Origin of the sequence: Campylobacter sp. MIT 99-7217, assembly GCF_006864365.1 — a bacterium.
In the GTDB taxonomy this organism is placed as follows: domain Bacteria; phylum Campylobacterota; class Campylobacteria; order Campylobacterales; family Campylobacteraceae; genus Campylobacter_D.
Map to the genome: position 1 here is coordinate 119,592 of NZ_QHLJ01000003.1, position 20,008 is coordinate 139,599.

20 protein-coding genes are annotated in these 20,008 nt (G+C 34.7%); 8 read left to right on the forward strand and 12 right to left on the reverse strand.

What is annotated here, in order from left to right; translation table 11 throughout:
* The first annotated feature begins 66 nt into the window (after positions 1-66).
* From htpG to DMB92_RS03605, 4 genes are read left to right on the forward strand one after another with little or no spacing between them, the layout of a single operon-like run.
* Entirely contained in the window at positions 67-1,908 is a 1,842-nt protein-coding gene (gene htpG, locus DMB92_RS03590) for a molecular chaperone HtpG (RefSeq protein ID WP_142681690.1), read from the forward strand.
* Positions 1,905-2,255 (forward strand): rhodanese-like domain-containing protein, encoded by a 351-nt coding sequence (locus DMB92_RS03595; RefSeq protein WP_142681691.1) that lies wholly within the window; start codon positions 1,905-1,907, stop codon positions 2,253-2,255. Before htpG ends, DMB92_RS03595 begins: the two co-directional genes overlap by 4 nt.
* Positions 2,252-2,689 (forward strand): hypothetical protein, encoded by a 438-nt coding sequence (locus DMB92_RS03600; protein ID WP_142681692.1) that lies wholly within the window; start codon positions 2,252-2,254, stop codon positions 2,687-2,689. The genes DMB92_RS03595 and DMB92_RS03600 overlap by 4 nt, the downstream gene beginning before the upstream one ends.
* Before the next feature lie 8 nt (positions 2,690-2,697).
* The gene (locus tag DMB92_RS03605; RefSeq protein WP_142681693.1) at positions 2,698-4,482 is read left to right on the forward strand and encodes a Na/Pi cotransporter family protein; all 1,785 of its coding nucleotides are present in this window, start codon (positions 2,698-2,700) and stop codon (positions 4,480-4,482) included.
* On the opposite strand, the gene ftsY is transcribed toward DMB92_RS03605, so the two are convergent.
* Together ftsY and DMB92_RS03615 are read right to left on the reverse strand one after the other, a co-directional pair.
* Positions 4,459-5,304: a signal recognition particle-docking protein FtsY gene (gene ftsY / locus DMB92_RS03610; RefSeq protein ID WP_142681694.1), complete on the reverse strand. Its 846-nt coding sequence runs from the start codon at positions 5,302-5,304 to the stop codon at positions 4,459-4,461. The two genes, DMB92_RS03605 and ftsY, sit on opposite strands and share 24 nt — an antisense overlap.
* Positions 5,305-5,312: 8 nt before the next feature.
* Complete coding sequence (locus DMB92_RS03615; protein ID WP_142681695.1) at positions 5,313-5,861, reverse strand: TlpA family protein disulfide reductase; 549 nt, start codon at positions 5,859-5,861, stop codon at positions 5,313-5,315.
* 72 nt (positions 5,862-5,933) lie between these two features.
* Between DMB92_RS03615 and DMB92_RS03620 the strand changes: the two genes are divergently transcribed.
* From DMB92_RS03620 to DMB92_RS03635, 4 genes are read left to right on the forward strand one after another with little or no spacing between them, the layout of a single operon-like run.
* Entirely contained in the window at positions 5,934-6,560 is a 627-nt protein-coding gene (locus DMB92_RS03620; protein ID WP_142681696.1) for a 5-formyltetrahydrofolate cyclo-ligase, read from the forward strand.
* On the forward strand, positions 6,481-8,013 hold the full coding sequence (rny, locus tag DMB92_RS03625) for a ribonuclease Y (RefSeq protein WP_142681697.1): 1,533 nt from the start codon (positions 6,481-6,483) through the stop codon (positions 8,011-8,013). The genes DMB92_RS03620 and rny overlap by 80 nt, the downstream gene beginning before the upstream one ends.
* A gap of 41 nt (positions 8,014-8,054) precedes the next feature.
* Complete coding sequence (locus DMB92_RS03630; RefSeq protein WP_142681698.1) at positions 8,055-8,615, forward strand: DedA family protein; 561 nt, start codon at positions 8,055-8,057, stop codon at positions 8,613-8,615.
* A gap of 2 nt (positions 8,616-8,617) precedes the next feature.
* On the forward strand, positions 8,618-9,871 hold the full coding sequence (locus tag DMB92_RS03635) for a ComEC/Rec2 family competence protein (protein WP_142681699.1): 1,254 nt from the start codon (positions 8,618-8,620) through the stop codon (positions 9,869-9,871).
* Positions 9,872-9,904: 33 nt separating this feature from the next.
* Here DMB92_RS03635 and DMB92_RS03640 read toward each other — a convergent pair whose 3' ends face one another.
* From DMB92_RS03640 to DMB92_RS03685, 10 genes are all read right to left on the reverse strand, one after another.
* Positions 9,905-12,592 carry a TonB-dependent receptor plug domain-containing protein gene (locus DMB92_RS03640; RefSeq protein ID WP_142681700.1) on the reverse strand — a complete coding sequence of 896 codons (2,688 nt, stop codon included), beginning with the start codon at positions 12,590-12,592 and terminating at the stop codon, positions 9,905-9,907.
* 102 nt (positions 12,593-12,694) lie between these two features.
* Positions 12,695-13,447, reverse strand: a complete 753-nt coding sequence (locus DMB92_RS03645) for an RNA pseudouridine synthase (RefSeq protein ID WP_142681701.1) — start codon at positions 13,445-13,447, stop codon at positions 12,695-12,697.
* Complete coding sequence (gene waaA / locus DMB92_RS03650; protein ID WP_142681702.1) at positions 13,440-14,600, reverse strand: lipid IV(A) 3-deoxy-D-manno-octulosonic acid transferase; 1,161 nt, start codon at positions 14,598-14,600, stop codon at positions 13,440-13,442. Before waaA ends, DMB92_RS03645 begins: the two co-directional genes overlap by 8 nt.
* A gap of 3 nt (positions 14,601-14,603) precedes the next feature.
* On the reverse strand, positions 14,604-15,311 hold the full coding sequence (locus tag DMB92_RS03655) for a zinc ribbon domain-containing protein (RefSeq protein ID WP_142681703.1): 708 nt from the start codon (positions 15,309-15,311) through the stop codon (positions 14,604-14,606).
* Between the two features lie 9 nt (positions 15,312-15,320).
* Complete coding sequence (locus tag DMB92_RS03660) at positions 15,321-16,046, reverse strand: Nif3-like dinuclear metal center hexameric protein (protein WP_142681806.1); 726 nt, start codon at positions 16,044-16,046, stop codon at positions 15,321-15,323.
* Positions 16,033-16,896, reverse strand: coding sequence for a glycine--tRNA ligase subunit alpha (gene glyQ / locus DMB92_RS03665; protein WP_142681704.1), 864 nt, complete (start codon positions 16,894-16,896; stop codon positions 16,033-16,035). The genes DMB92_RS03660 and glyQ overlap by 14 nt, the downstream gene beginning before the upstream one ends.
* A 9-nt stretch (positions 16,897-16,905) precedes the next feature.
* The gene (locus tag DMB92_RS03670) at positions 16,906-17,463 is read right to left on the reverse strand and encodes a DUF3972 domain-containing protein (RefSeq protein ID WP_142681705.1); all 558 of its coding nucleotides are present in this window, start codon (positions 17,461-17,463) and stop codon (positions 16,906-16,908) included.
* 9 nt (positions 17,464-17,472) lie between these two features.
* Positions 17,473-17,964, reverse strand: a complete 492-nt coding sequence (purE, locus tag DMB92_RS03675) for a 5-(carboxyamino)imidazole ribonucleotide mutase (RefSeq protein ID WP_142681706.1) — start codon at positions 17,962-17,964, stop codon at positions 17,473-17,475.
* Positions 17,961-19,217 (reverse strand): peptidase U32 family protein, encoded by a 1,257-nt coding sequence (locus tag DMB92_RS03680; protein ID WP_142681707.1) that lies wholly within the window; start codon positions 19,215-19,217, stop codon positions 17,961-17,963. The genes purE and DMB92_RS03680 overlap by 4 nt, the downstream gene beginning before the upstream one ends.
* The gene (locus tag DMB92_RS03685) at positions 19,217-19,885 is read right to left on the reverse strand and encodes a protein phosphatase CheZ (RefSeq protein ID WP_142681708.1); all 669 of its coding nucleotides are present in this window, start codon (positions 19,883-19,885) and stop codon (positions 19,217-19,219) included. The genes DMB92_RS03680 and DMB92_RS03685 overlap by 1 nt, the downstream gene beginning before the upstream one ends.
* Positions 19,886-20,008: the final 123 nt, after the last annotated feature.

Consider the following 20,008-nt stretch of genomic DNA (forward strand, 5'->3'; position numbering starts at 1 on the left):
TAGCTAAATTTTCTAAATTTTTGCTACAATAATAGTTTTATTTTTAATACAACAAAAGGTTCAAAAATGCAGTTTCAAACCGAGGTTAATCAACTTTTACAGCTAATGATTCACTCTTTATACTCAAATAAAGAGATTTTTTTAAGAGAGCTTATCTCTAACTCAAGCGATGCCTTAGACAAACTTAGCTATCTTAGCGTAAGCGATGATAAATACAAAATGCTTGAATTTAGCCCAAGAATAGACATTAAATTTGATCAAAATGCTAAAACGCTTACTATCAGCGATAATGGCATAGGCATGGATAAAGACGATCTTATCAATCATCTAGGAACTATAGCAAAAAGTGGCACAAAAAGCTTTTTAGAAAACTTAAGCGGAGACGCCAAAAAAGACTCACAACTCATCGGGCAGTTTGGCGTGGGCTTTTACTCCGCTTTTATGGTGGCTAGCAAGGTCGAGGTTCTTAGCAAAAAAGCACTTGATGATAAGGCGTATTTGTGGAGTTCAGATGCAAGCGGATATGAAATAAGCGAAGCCCAAAAAGACACTCAAGGTGTAAGTATCACGCTTCATTTAAAAGATGAGGAGTTTTTAAACCCTTACCGCATAGAAAATATAGTGGAAAAATACTCTAATCACATTCAATTTCCTATCTTTATGGAAAGAGAAGAGTTTTTGCCTTTAAATGAAGAAGAAAAAAAGCAAGGCATAGAGCCTAAAAAAGAGCTTAAAATCGTTCAAATCAACACAGCCACAGCACTTTGGAGACAAAACAAAGCCAAGCTAAAAGCCGAAGACTATGAGAAATTTTACGAGCAGAATTTTAACGACTCACACAAGCCTTTGCTTTATATCCACACTAAAAGCGAGGGTAAATTTGAGTATAACACGCTCTTTTTTATCCCAAGTTTTGCTCCTTATGATTTGTTTCGTGTGGATTATAAAAGTGGTTTAAAGCTTTATGTGAAAAGGGTTTTTATAAGCGATGATGATAAGGAGCTTTTGCCAACTTATCTGCGTTTTGTGCGTGGGATAGTCGATGTTGAGGAGCTTCCTTTAAATGTAAGCCGTGAAATTTTACAAGAAAATGTGATCTTAAAAGCCGTGCAAGAAGCAAGCGTGAAAAAGATTTTAAACGAGCTTGCTAGGCTTAAAGAAAAAGAAAGCGAAAAATACAAAGAATTTTTCTTGCTTTTTGGCAAGGTGCTAAAAGAGGGACTTTATGGCTTTGGGGCTGAAAGGGACAATCTTTTAAAGCTCATGCTCTTTAAATCCACGCATTCAAAGGAACTCACAAGCTTAGAAGAGTATAAGTCAAGAATGAAAGAAGATCAAAAAGAAATTTTTTATATCACAGGAAATAACGAAAATTTACTTCGCAACTCGCCTTTGCTTGAAAGCTATAAAGATAAAGGGCTTGAAGTGCTTTTACTTGATGAGGATATTGATAGCATTATAAGTCCTACTTTGCCTGAGTTTGAGGGGCTTAAATTTAGCGCGATTAACCAAGTTGAACTTCAAGATGAACTAAGTGATGAAGAAAAGCTTGCTTTTGCACCGATTTTGACTAAATTTAAAGAGCTTTTAAAAGATGAGGTTGAAGATGTGCGTGCGACTTCAAGGCTTGGAGGAAGTTTAAGTTGTATAGTTTATGATAAAAACAAGCCTGATTTTGCTATGCAACAGCTTTTAAAGCAAATGGGACAAGAACAAAATATCAAGCCTATACTCGAGCTTAATCCAAAGCATGAAATTTTCACGCTTCTTAAGCAAAATGAAAGCTTTATCCCTGATCTTGCAAATTTGGTTTTAGGCATGGCTAAGCTAAGCGAGGGCATGGGTCTTGAAGATCCAAGTGCTTTTAATGCGGCATTAAACAAAATGATCATCAAGGCTTTTAAGTGATCTTAAGCGTTGATGCTGATGCTGAAATTTTAGGAGCTTATCAAATTTTTGACATAAGAAACAAACACGAATGGAGACAAACAGGCGTGATCAAAGACGCGATTTTGCTGAGCTTTAACCAAAACAACGGCTCGCCAAATCCTGAATTTTTAAGCGAATTTAAAAGGCTTGCTGATTTTAGCCGTCCTATAGCATTAATTTGTGCAAGTGGCTTTAGAAGTCATGTTGCGACACATTTGATCAAGGCAAAGCTTGGTATAGAGGTAACAAATTTAAAAGGTGGCATGTATAAACTTTTAAGAGAGGGCTTTGAGTGCGAGCCTTATAGGGGACAGGATTTTAAATGATAGCTTTTTATTTATTTTTGGCTGCGTTTGCTTTTTTAATGCTTTATTTTGTGATCAAAAAGCTTACCTTGCAAATCGATGAGCGTGAGTTAAGTGCCTTGCCAAAGGTGGAAATTTACCCTGAGTTTTGCGATTTTATCGCTTCAAAGCTAAGCTCTTTAAAAGAAGAGATCAAAAATGATGAAAATGCCTTAGTGCAAAGTGATTTAAAAGATGAATATTTAGAGCTTATCAGCGATCTAAACCGCAAGCTTACTTTCATACAAACTATGAATTTAAGTAAAAAAAATGATGAAATTTGGCAAAATGAACTTTTTTCTTTTCTTAAAGAACTTGAAGAAATTTTGCTCAAATACCTTAAAAACGGCGAAGAAAAAGCCGATGAGCTAAGAAATGAACTTATGAATGAATTTCAAAGACTAAAACAAAACTAGGAAAATGCGTGCAAGAAGAAAAAGCAGGTTTTAAAAATCTCTATTATGGCTTTTGGTTTATTTTCATCGTAGCTTTGTGCTACACTTTAGTTTTATATGATAAGCTTGCGACTATCTTAGCTGGGGTTGCGATTTTGCTCATAGGAATGACAAATTTAAGCAGTGGCTTTAAGTCCTTTAGCGGTGGCTTGCTTGAAAAAATCCTTGCCAAATCAACAAGCACCAAGCTTAAAAGTATCATTTTTGGTGTTATTAGCACAACCATAATGCAGTCCTCATCGTTAGTTTGTGTTATCAGCATTTCTTTTTTAAGTGCTGGACTTATCTCTCTTGGCTCAGGAATTGCCATCATTTTTGGCGCAAATTTAGGAAACACGGCAAGTTCTTGGCTCATCGTTGGGCTTACAAGTATGAAAATTTCAATGCTTGCTATCCCTCTTATCATCAGCGGAGTTTTGCTCTTTTTTCAAAAAGATAGCCTTTTTAAAGGGCTTGGAAATATATTTATCGGCATTGGATTTTTCTTTTTGGGCGTTGATTATATTAAGAGCGGTTTTGAGGATTTTAAGGAAGTTTTAGACTTTTCTAAATTTGATTTTACCGGCTTTAAAGGAGTGATCATCTTTCTTGGACTTGGTGCTTTACTCACAGGAGTGATTCAATCAAGCACAGCAACCATAGCTCTTATCATCGCTGCCTTACTTTCAAATCAAATCAGCCTTGAAAACTCCCTTGCCGCCACACTTGGAACCAGCGTTGGAGGCGTAGTTACCGCACTTTTAGCAAGCCTTAGTACAAATATCGAGGGTAAAAAGCTAGCCGTTGCAAACTGCATTTTTAACTTTGGTATCGCTATCATCGTGATCGCTATTTTTCCTTATTTTGTGGATTTGATCAATCTTATATCCTCTTTGTTTGGCATAGAAAATTTAGCCTTAAAAACGGCTTTATTTCATACCTTGTTTAATCTTATCGCTGTGATTTTATTTTCTTTTTTCACAAGCCAAATCGTAGCCTTGCTAGATAAAATCATCAAAGCCCCTGTTGATAAAAATAAAGATAAGCCTCTTTATCTTGATGCAAACCTTGTAAGCTTTAGTGATACAGCCCTTGAAGCCTTATACAAGGAAAGCGAACACCTTTATAACAATGCTTTTGCCATCATCGCACACACCTTGGGCTTTTCAAGAAGAGATATAAAAAGTGATAAAAGCTTTGCTGAAATTCTTAAAAACAAAAAATGGTTCAGTAAGAATATCAACCTAGATTATCTCTATCAAAACAGGATCAAAGTACTTTTTGAAGCCATCATCGACTTTTCTACTAAGGCTCAAATTTATATAGAAGATGAGGATAAAAACCATGAAATTTTTAGGCTCAAACTTGGAGCAAAAAATATTTCAGAAGCAACCAAGGATCTTAAAATCATTCAAGCTAATATCAAAAAATACTCCAATGCTTCAAATTTATACCTTGCCCAAGAATATGATGAGTTAAGATCAAATGCAGCGGAGCTTTTAAGAAGCATTGAAGAACTTAGGCTTAGCGAAGATGAAAAAAGAGCTTTGATCATTCAAAATTTTGATAAGGCAAAAGAAATACTTAGAGAGCTTGATGAAAATAGCCTCAAAAAAACGGAAAAACTCATCAAAGAAAATAAAATTACACCAACTCAAGGTATTTCCTTGCTCAATGATACGAGTTTCTTAGCGAAAATGTCAAGTGAGATTATAGAAGCTGTGGAGATTATTTTTGCAAGAAAACATACGCTAAGCAAAGATCAAAGCGAGTAAGTCCTTGATAAAAATATCTCTATGAAACTCAAGCAAGTCATTCATACCCTCTCCCACACCCACATAAAGTATAGGCAGTTCCAAATCTCTTGCCACGCTAAATAACGCCCCTCCTCTTGCTGTGCCATCAAGCTTTGTGATGATCACTCCATCAAGCTTGACAAGCTCATTAAAAGCCTTTGCTTGCAGGATCGCTGCATTGCCTTGAGTGCCATCAAGAACCAAAATTTTTCGGTGCGGGGCATTTGGCATTGCCTTAGCACAAATTCGAACGATTTTTTCAAGCTCAGAGGCTAAATTCTTTTGATTTTGCAAACGCCCAGCTGTATCGATGATGACTCGGTCATACCCCTTTGCCTTAGCCTTAGAAATGCAGTCAAAAGCCACAGCTGATGGATCATGTCCTTGCGAGCTAGCAACGATTTCAACGCCTATTTTTGTAGCCCAAAGCTTGAGTTGTTCTATCGCTCCTGCTCTAAAAGTATCACAAGCTCCTAAAATAACTTTTTGTTCTTCTTTTTTATACAAATGTGCAAGCTTGGCTATGCTGGTTGTTTTGCCTGCTCCATTTACACCTAAGATGAGTTCTACAAAGGGCTTTTCTTGAATTTCTTTTTTATTTTCATATAAAAAATAAGAACGCATCACCCGTTCTAAGTCTTCTTTTTTTACCTCTTCACTTGGCGGTAGATAATACATAATCTCTTCAACGATTTCATAACTCACATCAGCTTCTAAGAGTATTTCTTCAAGCTCTTCTTTAGAAATTTTATCTGTATTTTTTGCCCTAATTTGAAAGGTTTTTTTTAAAAAATCAAACATAAATTTCCTCACATAATCGCTTTTTGAATGTCAATATCAAGCATTTCTTCAGGGATCAAGCCTAAGTATTGTTTTACAAATTTAGCATTACTATCAAAAAGCACCATTACAGGAACGCCATTTATCCCTCCTACGCTCTTTGCAAAAAGATAATTGCCCTCCCCTGTGGCTATATCGTAGTTTATTTGCTTTTCTTGCACAAAAGCATTGATTTCTTCATCACTCTTATCCTCAAGTAAGATACCCACGACATTAAAACTATCTTTGTATTTTTCATTAAGCTTATTTAAGCTCACGATTTGTGCTGTGCAAGGCTCGCACCAAGTTGTAAAAAACATAAACAAAGTTGCTTTTTGTTCGTTTTCAAAGACCACACTTGAAGACTCTGCATTAATGGCTAGAACTTTTTCATTTGTAAATTTCAAAGAAAAATTAAGCTTTTCTCCTTGCTCTAAAACCGCGCTCATGGTTATATTTTGATCCATAGGCTCTTCTTTTTTATCACAAGCTTGAAAGATAAAAAGAAAAAAAAGGACAAAAACCGCTCTTAAAAACATTGATTTTCCTTGTGTTAGACTTAAAAATTTAAGGTATAATTTTATCATATTTTTTTAAATGAGCAAGCAAAGATGGATAAAGAAAATTTTAGAAAAGAACAAAAACAAAGGCTCAAAAATCACGCTCAAAAACGCTTTCATTTTGACTTTAAAATATATAAAGAAATCACTAAAATCATTAAAAACACAAAGTCAAAAAACATTCTCATTTTTATCCCTCTGCCCTATGAGCCAAATTTATTGCGTTTTAGAAAAAATTTGAGTAAAAATTGCATTCTTTTTGTTCCTTTTATGCAAGATAAAAGCTTAAAAATGGTAAAATTAAGAATGCCTTTTAAAAAAGGCGATTTTGGGGTTAGACAATGTGCTAATTCTTTTGCTAAAGTAAAAATAGACTTAGCTGTCGTGCCGGTTATCGGTGTAGATAAAAATTTTAAAAGAATAGGCCATGGAAAAGGCTTTTATGATAGATTTTTTGCAGAGCTTTCTTATGAGGTGAAAATTATTTTTATACAAAGTATTGACGCACTTACAAACCAAAGCTTAACTCAAGATCATGATATAAAGGCTGATTTTTATATCAATCCCTACAAAAAATATTTCAAGAAAGAGTTAAGATATGTTAATAACACTTACTGCATTTATCGCCGTTATCATAGGCGGTGGGATAGGATATTTAGTTGCCAAAAAGATCAATGATGCAAATTACAATATCTTTGTTGAGCAAGCCAAAGCAAAGGCAAAAGCCATAGAATACGAGGCTGAACTTGTGCTAAAAGACGCTAAAAACTCGGTTTCAACGGCTGAATTTGAAGCAAAAAAGAAATTTGAAGAAAAAAGCCATAAAATTCAAAAAGAATACTCCCTTAAGCTTGATGAGCTTACACGCAAGGAAGCAAGGCTTAAAGATGATAGCGAAGAGCTTGAAAAAAAGAAAAAAATCGCTCAAGATCTTTATGATGAGAGCATAAATTTAAAGAAAAATTATGAAAACAAGCTTGATGAAAGCTTGCGTGTTTTAGAGCATTACTCAGGACTTACTCAAAGTGAGGCTGAAAATATCATCTTGCAAAAGGTTGAAGAAAAATCAAGAGCAAGGATAGCACACATAGTAAGAAAATACGAAGAAGAAGCAAAAAGCGAGGCTAAACGCAAGGCAAATTATATTATCGCTCAGGCAACTTCTCGTTTTGCTGGAGAATTTGCAGCTGAAAGGCTCATCAATGTTGTCAATATCAAAAACGATGAACTAAAAGGACGCATTATCGGCAAAGAAGGACGCAATGTCAAAAGCTTGGAGATGACCTTAGGTGTGGATATCATCATCGATGATACTCCGGGTGCTATTATCGTAAGTTGTTTTAACCTATATCGCCGTGCCATTGCTACAAGAGTAATAGAACTTTTGGTTGAAGATGGACGCATACAGCCTGCACGCATAGAAGAAATTCACGAAAAAGTATGCAAAGAATTTGATGAAAGCGTGTTAGAGGAAGGACAAACTATCATCATGGATCTAGGGCTTTCTAAAATGCACCCTGAGATAGTCAAGCTCATCGGCAAACTCAAATACAGAGCAAGCTATGGACAAAATGCCCTTGCACACTCCTTAGAAGTCGCTCATTTAGCTGGTATCATCGCTGCTGAGTGCGGGGGAGATGAGATACTAGCAAGAAGAGCTGGGCTTTTGCATGATATAGGCAAGGCTTTGACGCATGATTTTGAGGGTTCTCATGTGGATTTGGGTGGAGAGCTTTGCAAAAGATATAAGGAACATTCTGCTGTGATTAATGCTATTTATGCACATCACGGACATGAAGAAGCCACAAGCGTAGAATCAGCTGCTGTTTGTGCTGCTGATGCTTTAAGTGCAGCAAGACCCGGAGCTAGACGCGAAGTGCTTGAAGCTTTCTTAAAAAGAGTTACCGAGCTTGAAAATATAGCCAAAAGCAAAGAGGGTATCAAAAACGCCTATGCGATCAACTCAGGAAGAGAAATTAGAGTCATAGCTAACGCAAAACTTATCAATGACGATGAAGCTGTGCTTTTGGCAAAAGAAATCGCCGAAGAAATTCAAGAAAAGGTGCAATACCCGGGAGAAATCAAAGTCAATGTGATCAGAGAACTTAGAGCCATAGACTATGCAAAATAAGCTCAAAAACATAAATTTACAAAGGGCTAAAAGGAAACAAAGTGCAAGATACCATTGATACTTTACTTCGATACGGCTATGTGATCTTGTTTTTATACTCCTTAGGTGGTGGAATGGTTGCTATTTTGGCTGCTGGAGTTTTAAGTGCGAGTGCAAAGCTTGATCTTGCTCTTTGCATAAGCATAGCCTTTGTGGCAAATGTCTTAGGCTCTACGCTTTTATTTGCACTTGGAAAATACTATAAAAAAGATCTTTTACCCTTCGTCAAAAAACACCGCAGAAAAATCGCCCTTGCTCATCTTAAAATGAGACAATACGGCGATTTTCTCATACTCATACAAAAATTTATCTACGGACTTAAAACCTTTATCCCTCTTGCTGCTGGCTTTGCTAAATTTAACTTTGTGAGATTTTTTATCATCAACACCATAGCAAGTCTCATTTGGGCTGTTGGCTTTGGGTATTTGGGCTTTGCCTTTGGAAGCGTGATCACAAATATCGTTGATGAAATTTCAAATTATCCCTATCTTGTGCCTTTGTTTTTACTCGCCCTTATCTTGCTTATCTGGTTTTATCTTTCTAAATTTTCTAAAAAAGTTTAGTTTTGAGGTTTTTAAAAGAGCAAAAAGAATTCATCTTTCTTTTCTTGCTCTGCCTTTGTATTTTTGCTTTTAACCTAGCCTTAGAATACAAAGAATTTTTAAAATTTAAAGAACAAAAGCATGTATTTTTACAAACAAAGGTTTTGCAAAGTTATGCTAAAACAAATGCTAAGGGCAGAAGCTACCGAGTTTTAAAGCTTGAAACGAGCAATTTTAGCTTTTATACCACAACAAAGCTTGATAACAATATCTCAAGACATCAAATTTTAAGCCTTAGAGCCATAACGACTAAGGTTAGTTTTAAAGACTTTATATCAAAAAGCTTTTATATGCCAAGCTATGATTTTAAGGTGCTTGAAGAAGAAAATTTTAAACATAGCATTATCCCTTATTTTTTAAACCAGCACCAAAATGAAAAGATCAAAGAATTTTATGGGGCTTTGTTTTTTGCCCTACCTGTAAGCTTGGAGCTTAGAACTGATGTAAATTTTTATGGCATAGCTCATCTTATCGCTATTAGTGGTTATCATATTGCTTTGATTTTTTCTTTGATTTTTTTCTTTTTTGCTCCTCTTTATAGCTTTTTTCAGCAAAGATTTTTTCCTTATAGAAATTTAAGGCTTGATTTAAGTGTGATCATTTTTATATTTTTACTTTTTTATGCGTATTTGCTGGGCTTTGTTCCCTCTTATATACGCTCTTTGGTTATGGCTTTGTTTGGCTTTTATCTTTTAGCAAAAAATGTGCGGATTTTAAGCTTTGTGAATTTATTTTTTTGTGTGCTGATTTGCATAGGGCTTTTTCCTCAGCTTTTATTTAGTGTGGGATTTTTATTTTCTGTTATGGGCGTGTATTTTATCTTTTTGTATATGCACCATTTTTCAAGGCATTTTGGAAATTTTACAAATGTTGTGCTTTTAAATATCTGGACTTTTTTTGCTATGATTATCCCTGTGCTATATTTTTTTCCACTCATATCCTTTCAACAAATTTTAGCCATTTTTTTAAGTGTAGTTTTTGTGATTTTTTATCCCTTGGTTTTGTTTTTGCATTTTATAAGCTTTGGAAATTTACTTGATGAGGCTTTGCTGACTTTTTTAAACTTTAAATTTAGTGGAAAAGACTGCGAACTTTCTTTGTGGATATTTTTAAGCTATCTTTTTCTTTCTTTATTTTCTATCTTTTCGAAAAAACTAGCATTACTTGTTATCTTGCTTAACCTCATACCATTTATTTGGCTTTATTTTTCAAACTAAGCTAAGGTATCTAACACCTTAGCTTCATAAATTTTAGTATCTATATCCTACTTCAAGCCAAAATTGACGCCCAAGTTCATAGATAGGTACTGATACTTTTGAAGTTTTAGCTATGGCTATATTTTCTTGATCAAGAACGTTAAACACATCAACATTAAAATAAAGAGTGTTTTTACCATACACAGCCTTTTCTATACCAAGTCTTAAGTCCCAAGTAAAAGCCTGTCTTACTCTATAATCCTCGTAAATATCCACATCTCTTTGAATTCCATCTATGGTTTCTTTCCTTGTATCTGTATTTGCCCTTGTTGTATATGCAAAGCGGTAGCGAAAGAAATTATTAAGTGTCCAATTTGTCCTTAAAGCCCTTATGCTATGAGTAGTAGAAAATCTCATTGTTAAAGGCTTTGCAAAATTTTCAGCAGGCAAATCCTCTCTTTTCATCAGTCTTCCCTTATACTCAACATATTCCAAATCAGCAAGTCCTGTATAAGAACTTGTATAGTCATTATAAGATCTTTTCGTATTTGTATAATCAAAGGCAAAATTAAGGAAATTTGACATAGCCCCTGACATAAAAGGTGTTGTATTTGCTATGCTAAGTGTGATGACATCGGTATCTGATTTACCTGTATTATCATAAGTATAAAAATCACAATTTCCTCCACCTCTTGCATTTGGCACGAGACAACTTCTTCTTACTTGATCCCTACCAAAGCGGTGGATATACTTGCTACTCACATTAAAAAGTCCCACTTCTTGCACTACTCCAAACATAAGTTCATCATCATAAGGAATTTTAATCCTTTTAAAATCAAATCTATTTTCAGATTTTGCGTAAAAACCATCTGTGAATGTATTATTTGGATCTTCTGTATCAAGTAAACTTTCCCAAGGCACATTGTTAAATCTAAAATAAGCCGTCGTTAAAGCTCCTTGAAGTTCAGCAAAGCGGTAGGCAAAAAGATTTCTTCCATAGTAGCGGTTTGCTCCAAAAGTAAAGCTTGTGTTATATCTAAACTCATCTTTTCCCCAAGGAGCTGTATAGTTTGCACTAAATCTTGGAGCAATAGGAGTTTTTTGCATATAGGTATCATAATCGCCTCTTACACCCACTCTAGCAGATATATCGCCCTTATCCTCAAGATCAAATTTACTCTCATTTTCTAGGAAAAAACTAAAACTTGTATTTGCTAAATCAACCTTACCCGCTTCGTTTTTGTTCATAGTAGTGATAAACTGCCCAAAATCAGCACCATCTGTACTTGTGCTTGAACACCATTCATCACCAGCCTTGCAAGCATAAGTTTCATCAAAAATTTGACTAGGACTTAAACCATCATTTGAATCCTTAAGCCTTTTAAAATAAGAATAAGTATAAGAAAACTCAGCTCCTACATTAAAGCCATTTTCAAAGCTATCATTATAATAAGGTTCAAAATTTTGAGCAAGCTTAAGACTTAAATCACTTTGCTTACTATCCTCATCGCCAAAGCTTCCCTCAAAGATATTATTTGTTCCATCAGGCAAAGCCCAGTCCTTATCTCCTGCTGAGTAAAGCCATATTTTGGTATGAGCTGATTCACTACGCCTTGATTCTTCTAGATAAGAAAAAGAAGTATTCACACTTGCAAAGCCAAGAGAGTTATTTATAGTAAGATCAGCACCAAGTTGATGACCACCGCTTATTATTGTGGTATCTGAATTTCTTGCATTTTCTCTAAAATAAGTATTAAACTGAGGAGCATAAGCATAACTTGTATCGATCAACACATCATCGCTTGCTTGATAGCTTCCTTTGATAAAGAAATTATAGTTTTGGCGTTTTTGTGTTTTTTCGCTTTGTTGAAACTGAGAATTTACATCACCTTGAGAATAGCTTTTTAAGGGAATAAAACTTTGAGTAGTGGTAAAACTAGCTATCACTCCAAATTTATCATTAATCTTACTTTCAAGGCTTGAGCGGAATGAGTGCTTTACAAATTTGGGTTGAATTTTAGAATTACTTGAATTTAAATAATTACAAACATTTGACGCACCAGGTATAACACAACCATCGCCTTCGTAAAGATGATATTTAGTCAAAGAAAAAGCACCAGGATTGGCATTTCCTTGAGAAATTTGATAAGCAAAATTTACACCAAAGTCCTTTTCAGCTCTTTTAGTCTCAGCTTCTATAACCCCACCTGTAAAATGTCCATAACTTGCTCCTACATTGCTATCTTGCACCTTGATACTTTTAAGCAAAAAGGTATCAATGTTAAGTCCTTGGGAGCGACCAAAGGTAGCATCTCTACTATTACCCGGATCATCTGCTACTGAAAGACTACTAGCATCTGTAGAGCTTACTCCTCTTAGATCATTATTCATACTTTTACCATCAAGTAAAAATGAGTTTTGATAATAAAGTCCACCTGATATACTTACATTTGCTGGATCTATTTCACCCGGAGTTGTAGATCTTAGCTGGGCATTGTCAAACTGCACATTAGGAAGCATTTTTAAAGTAGAGGTTATATCTCCATTGCCATTTGGGATAGTTTTTAAAGTTTGGGAGTTTATTTCTTGTCCTGATTGATAAGCAAAGGCATTTGCATTTACAACAGAAGCATCAAGCTTATAAGTTGAAGCCCCCCCCCCATTTTCTATCGTAGTATTTGTTTCTGCAAAAAGCAAAGAAGAAAGAACGATAGAAAAACAAATTTTCTTTTGAATATCCATGAAACTCCTTTTATTTTGATAAAAATTATAAAAACTAAGATAGAATTATAAGCTTATGATACTTAAATTATCTTTAATGAGAGTATGAATATCAAGAAAAAACTACAAACTTAAATTTTTTACATCAAAGCCAAAAACGCTAAAGCTTTCATCTAAATTTGCACGAAAGGTGTAGTGTAGAATTTTTGTTTCAAAACTATGTAGATACATTCTTTCTGCCTCTATATGAGCGTATTTATCATCTCCAACAACTCCATGTCCAGCAAAGGCACAATGCACTCTTATTTGATGCGTTCTTCCTGTGCTAATTTCTAGCTTTGCTAGGGTTTTTTTTGCACTTAGCATAAGAGGAGTGATCTTGGTAAAAGCGTAAAGTCCTTGTTTGCTGATCTTTGAATACGCCCTACCCTTGCTCTTTAAAGTCAAAATCGGCTCTTCAAGCTCCAGCTCATCAGCTATAAAACCCGAAAGTATAGCCAGATAAGTTTTTTGAACCCTTTGTTTTTTAAACTCTTCTATACAAAGTTTTCTAAATTCTTCGTCCTTACACAAAAGTAAAACCCCACTTGTTTCTTTGTCCAAGCGGTTTAAAAGTTTAGCTTTAAACTCTTTTTGCAAATCCTCGCTAATATAATTATATGGCTTATTTAAGGCTATAAGCTTTTCATCTTCAAAAATAATCCTTGCCTTTTGGGGCTTTTCAAGCTCAAATTTTGCACCCATAGGAAGTAAGGCTCTTGCAAGATCAAGCTTTTTACCCTTGTAACTGACTAATTTTTTATCGATCAGCTCCTTAGCCTTATGGTTTGAAATTTTTTCCTGTGTTGCTAGAAGTTTATAAGCTTTTTCAAGCATTCAAAGCCTCCTGTATGCTTTCCTTGATGGGCGTAAGATCGATTTTATCGATAAGATAAGAAGGTTTTATATCTTTTCGTATGAGTGTGTTAAGCTCTTGAAGATTTTTACAAATTTCGATATTTCCAACGCTTGCATAAGAACTTTTTTGGTTGTGAAAAAACTCTCCTGAAATGAGTGGCTTATGAAAATGAGCAACTTCAACAGGGTTATGTCCGCCTATCTTATCTACAAAAGAACCACAAAGAACAACCACATCGCAAATCGCATAAAAATTAACAAGTTCTCCAAGCCTATCAAGAAGCAAAAGTTCTGCCTTGCAACTTGTAAGATCGTTATTTTCAAGCTTACTTAGCCTTTGAAAATGTAAATTTTCTCTTTTTGCATAAGAGCAAAGAAACTCTTGCACCCTTTCAAATCTTTCAGGGTGTCGTGGTGCGATGATGAGCTTTTCATCTTTTTTAAGCTTAAAATGAGCCAGCAAAAGCTCCTCTTCTTTTTCATGCGTACTTGCAAAAATAATCAATCTTTCCTTTGGCTTATGGTAATGTTTTGTGATATTTGGGGTAAGACTTGTTTTGATATTGCCCAAAATTTTGATATTTTTTGCGCCCAAACACTCAAGCCTTTGCTTATCAAGCTCGCTTTGAGCAAAAATTTCATCAACAAAGCTAAAGAGTTTTTTATAAAAAAAGCTTAATTTTAGGTATTTTGGAAAGGATTTTTCAGAAATTCTTGCATTAATGAGTATAGTTTTTGCACCCCTAAACTTTGCCATAAAAAAGAGCATAAGCCAAAGTTCAGCCTCAAAAACCACTAAGACCTTACAAGATCTAAACCAAAAGGGAAGAAAGCTCTCAAAAGCTAAGAAATTAACACTCTTGCAAAAGCTTTGTGCCTCATCAAAGCCCGTTTGTGTTATAGTTGTTATCTTACTATCATAAGAACTTGCAAGCTCTTTTATGCTCCTTACTTCTCCAAAAGAGCAGGCATGAAAATGCACGCTCGCTGTTTTTTGTCGTAAATTTTTATAAAGAAAAAATCTCGCTTTAAGGCTCTTTTTATATTTATCTTTTAAAAAAGAAAGAAATAAAAGTGGCAAAGCAAGGAAAATATGCACACTTAAAATGAGTATATAATAAACAAAGATCAATGCTTATTCATCATCTTTATATAAAATTCTTCCACAATGCGGGCAAGTTACGATCTCTTCGCTTTTTTGTAAGGCTAAATAAGTCTTATCATAAATTTTCATAAAACAACCATAACAAGCCTGTTTTTTTACAGGAACAACGGCTGTATTTTTTGCCCATTTACGAATCTTTTCATAAAAAGTGAGGATTTTAGGATTCATAAGTGATACAAGTTTGTTTTTCTTTTCATATACAAGCGATCGTTCTTTTTCTAATACCTGCATTTTTTCGTTGATCTGAGCGTTAATACCATCAAGGCTTGATTCTTCTTGTGCTTTTTGTTTGATAAGCTCTTCTTTAAATTCTTGCTTTGAATTAAAAAGCTTGTCAAGTCTGATAAGCTCTTCATTAGCTGATTCTAATTGTTCTTTGGCAATATCTTCTTCTATCCTAAGAGCATTAGCTTCTTTTTCGGTTTTTATACTCGCACTTTTTTTAGAAAATTCTTTAATCTTTGCAGCAAATTCATCAATATGTACATTTGTTTGTTCTTGTTGAATTTTCAACTCTTCCATCTCTGCATCATAGCGAGCCAGCTCTTGATCTATCCTTTCTATCCTATGTTGTGTATCCTTTAAGGTCTTTGTGATACTTGCAACCTTAGGTTCAAAGCTATCGATTTCTTGATTGATCTTAGATAAATCAACGAGTTGTTTAAGATATTTGTTCATAAATTTTCCTTAAAAATATTGAAATGGATTTTTTGAAACTGATATTATAACCTTTATGGGAAAATTTTGCAAATATTTTGCCAAAGAATTTGCAAAACATCGCTCACTTTCAAAATGTCCAAGGTCTATCAAACTTAAATCATTACTTATAGCCTCAAAGGCTTGATGATATTTAAAATCCCCACTTAAAAAACAATCTGCCTTAACTAAAGGAAGCAAATCTCCACCACTTCCGGTACAAATAGCAATTCTATTAATCTTTTCTTTTCCTGAAAAACTCGTTTTTAAATATGGTACTTGCAAAGCAAATTTCACATGCTTACAAAGCTCGGTAAAGCTAAGATCAAGATCAACATAAATCAAAAACTTATCCTGAATAAAATTTTCAAAACCCAAAATTTCTTTTACAAAATAAGCATTCAAATGACTTAGATCATAATTTGTATGCATACTGATCAAGGAAAGATTTTTTGCAAGCATATCTTTAATAAATTTTCTTGGATAGTGTTCATTTGCTAAATCCTTCAAGCCCTTAAAAATCAAAGGGTGATGAGTGATAAACAAAGAGTTTTCTTCTGCTTTTTCGATCAATTTCTCATCAATATCAAGACTAAGATAAATCCTTTCAACCTCATCTTCCAAACTCCCAAGCAAAAGTCCGCTATTGTCCCAAGTTTCTTGTGTTTCAAAGGGACTTAACCTATCTAAAAACTCATAAATTTCAGCGATTTTCATCTTCATATTGCTTATAAACACCAGCACAAGACTTTGAAAGCTCACGAATTTTGAGCATATAATCTTGTCTTCTTGCAACAGAAATAGCCCCTCTTGCATCAAGTAAATTAAAAGTATGTGCTGCAAGCATACAATAATCATAAGCAGGCAAAGCTAAGCCTTGTTCTAAAATTTTTTTACATTCTTCATAATAAGCTTGAAATTCCTGCTCTAAAAGCTCGGCACTTGCTATTTCAAAATTATACTTACTATACTCAAATTCGCCCCTTTTATGCACATTTCCATAAGTGATTTTTTCTCCATGAAATTCATTCCAAACAATATCATAAACATTATCCACATTTTGAAGATACATTGCAAGTCTTTCAAGTCCATAAGTGATCTCAGCACTCACTTGTTCAACAGCAAAACCACCAACTTGCTGAAAATAAGTAAATTGCGTAACTTCCATACCATCAAGCCACACTTCCCAACCAAGTCCCCAAGCACCAAGACTAGGACTTTCCCAATTATCCTCCACAAAACGAATGTCATGACTTTTAAGATCAAAACCTAAATTCTCAAGGCTTTTTAAATAAAGCTCTTGGATATTATCAGGACTTGGCTTGATCAAAACTTGAAACTGATAGTAAGCACCTAAGCGGTTTGGATTTTCCCCATATCTTCCATCAGTTGGTCTTCTACTTGGTGCTACATAAGCACTAGCCCAAGGCTTTTTACCCAAACTTCTTAAAAAAGTTGCTGGGTGAAAAGTGCCTGCACCTGCTGGCATATCATAAGGCTGCATAATCACGCAACCTTGTTTTTGCCAAAAATCTTGTAAATTTAAGATGATTTGCGAAAAAGTCATTTTTTCCCTTTATTTCTTTTCTTCTTCTGCACTTTGAACACTTGCTTGCAGTTTGCTTTGTGAGTTTGTAGCATTAATCACGGCTTCAATAGCAGCAGGTTGTGTATAATTATCCACTGCTTTATTCCACATGAGCTTGTATTTTCGTTTCAAAAATTCAACTTCTTCTTGAGCATGCTTAAGCTGAGCATTTAAAACATCGATAGTTTTTCTATCTTCATCGTAAAGTTCTTGCATAGAATAAAGGGCATCTTTTAAGAATTTATTTTCATTTTTTAAAGCATCAAGGGTTTCATCTTTAGCATCAAGCACCTTTTCATGTAAATTTAAGATCGTCCCTATAGTTTTTTCCACAAAACTTTCTCCAGCCAAAGCCATAGAGCTTACCGGTGCGTTTTGATTTTGAGAACTTGGAACAACACTGAAAGTACCTTGATTTGCTTCGATATAAATTTTACCCTCTTCTTCCTTAAAATTTAATGCTCCATTTGCCATCATTCCCTTGACCACATCTTCTTTAAGATGAACCAATTTGCAAAATTCATCAAGTTCTAAATACGCTTGCATGTCCTTCCTTTAATCAAGTATTATCTCAACGCTCTTACTATCTGCAATGAGTTTTGCTTCTTGCATTTTTCTATCTTCAAGTAAGGCTTGGGCTAATTTTTCATCACGAAGTGCTAAAATTTGCACCGCCAAATACCCAGCATTTATAGCACCACCTATGGCTAAGGTCGCTACAGGAATACCCCTTGGCATTTGAACACTCGAAAATAAAGAATCCATGCTTGCTAAATTGCTTCCGGGCATTGGTACTGCCAAAACAGGTTTGATCGTATGTGCTGCAACTACACCTGCTAAATGAGCTGCCATACCTGCTGCGGCGATAAAAACCTCAGCACCTTTTTTTTCTGCTTTTTTTATGTATTCTATCGTTCTTTGTGGGCTTCTATGTGCTGAAGTAATGATAAGTTCATATCTTACCCCAAAATTTTGTAAAATATCTGCAGCCTGTCTTACAAGCTCATAATCACTCTTACTACCCATCAAAATACTCACAAAACTCATGCCATCTCTTTCCGCAAAAAACTAAATTTAGGTAACTCACAGGGTATTTTGATCTCATGTTCATTGCCGCTGTGAATCTCACTAAATTCTTTATTATTTTTGCTCACCAACTTCTTAAACTCAATGAAAAATTTACCCTCATTTTCATACACTACCCCAAGTTCATTTTCAAAAGGTGTGATCTTAGTTCCTAGTGGAGTAAGAATTTCATAAGCTATACTTGGCTTAACCAAACCCTTGCACTTAAAAAATTCGCCATCTTCAATGAAAGCTTGCACTTGATGTGTCCCACTTTCCGTGCTTGCTTGTAAATTTTGTGTATCAAATTTCTCATAGGCTCTAGAAATCAAGTATCCATCAGTAAAACCTCTATTTGTTAAGGTTGCTGTTTCTTTTAGATATTTTTGTGCATCAAATTTATCTTTCAAAACATCTTCGATAGCCATTTTATAAGTTCTTGTAGTAAGTGCGACATAATACTCACTTTTTGTTCTACCCTCTATCTTAAAAGCGTGGATACAATTTTCTTGCATAATTTTTTGGATATGAGAGCTAAGATTAAGATCCTTAGCATTAAAAATATGCGTTCCATTTTCATCTTCTTCCAAGCGAAATAAAACGCCATTTTCAGGACTTTTAGCATAAAGCTCATAAGAAAAACGACAATCATTTGCACACGAGCCGCGATTACTCATTCTGCCACTTTGAACTGAGCTTATCAAACAACGCCCAGAATACGCAAAACACATCGAACCATGAACAAAGGCTTCAAGCTCTAAATTCGTGTTTTCTTTGATTATTTTCGCGTCCTTTAGCCCAAGCTCACGAGCAATAACCACTCTCTTAGCACCCATTTTTTCATAAACTTGTGCATCTAAATAATTTAATATATTTGCCTGAGTTGAAACATGTAAAGGAATTTCAGGTGCAAGCTCTTGAGCCAAGCTCATAGCTCCAACAGAAGCGATGATAAAAGCATCAGGCTTCATTGCCTTAAGAGTATTGATATGCCTTTTTAAACCATCAAGCTGAGCATTAAGATGAAAACCATTAATCGTAACAAAAACCTTCTTACCTAAGGTATGAGCATAATCAATAGCCTCCTCAAAACTTTGATAATCAAACTCCTTTGCTGTCCTTGAACGCAAAGAAAAATGGTTCACCCCAGCATAAACTGCATCAGCACCGTATGCCAAGGCGATTTTAAATTTCGTAAAATTTCCTGCAGGAGCTACGACTTGAGGGATAATCACTACTTCTTCCCTAAACTCGCAATCAAAGCTTCTATGTCATCATTACTTACAACCTCTGTCGTACTATCTCCTTCTATGTGGACAGCTGAACTTACCCTATTTTTATCATCAATTTTGCCCTCAAATAAAGAACTCATATAACGACTTAAAGCACGCATGACATTAATAACACGCTCTATTTTTTGGCGGTGTATATCTTGATACTGCATCGCATCCATTGCCATCATGATAGTATCTTGACCGTTTTGTAGGTTATTTTGCATTTCATTAAGCTTTGTTTTTGCCTCACTATTGTTTCCCAAAGCCTCTTTAAAGGTTTGAACCTCTGGAAATCTTTCACTAAGTTTAGAAAAAATATCAATATTTCTATCCACTATCCTTTCAAATTCCCTTGATAAAGCCTCAGAAGTACCAAAATAATTATTCATAATCTCAAGCTTATCCATCATCTCGGTAGCTTTTTCTTCGCTATCTCTTGTAACATCATCAAGTTGATGAACAACTTTATGTTCTTTATTAGGTGGTGGAGGTGGCCAATTTACGCCGGGATTAATCTGAAAATTTTCTTCTGATTTGGCAGAATTTGCTACATCGCTTGCTAAGCTCTTATCTAAATTCTCCATGTCAGAATCAGTAGTCATTAAAGCATCAAGCTCTTCTTGAGTCATTGTTCTATCCTTAAAACATTTTATCGATAAAAAATTCTTGTATTATAGTAAAAAATTACAAAAAAGAGAATAAAATTGCATATTTATTTCCATAAAACACTTTTAAAAATAAATTTTAAATGT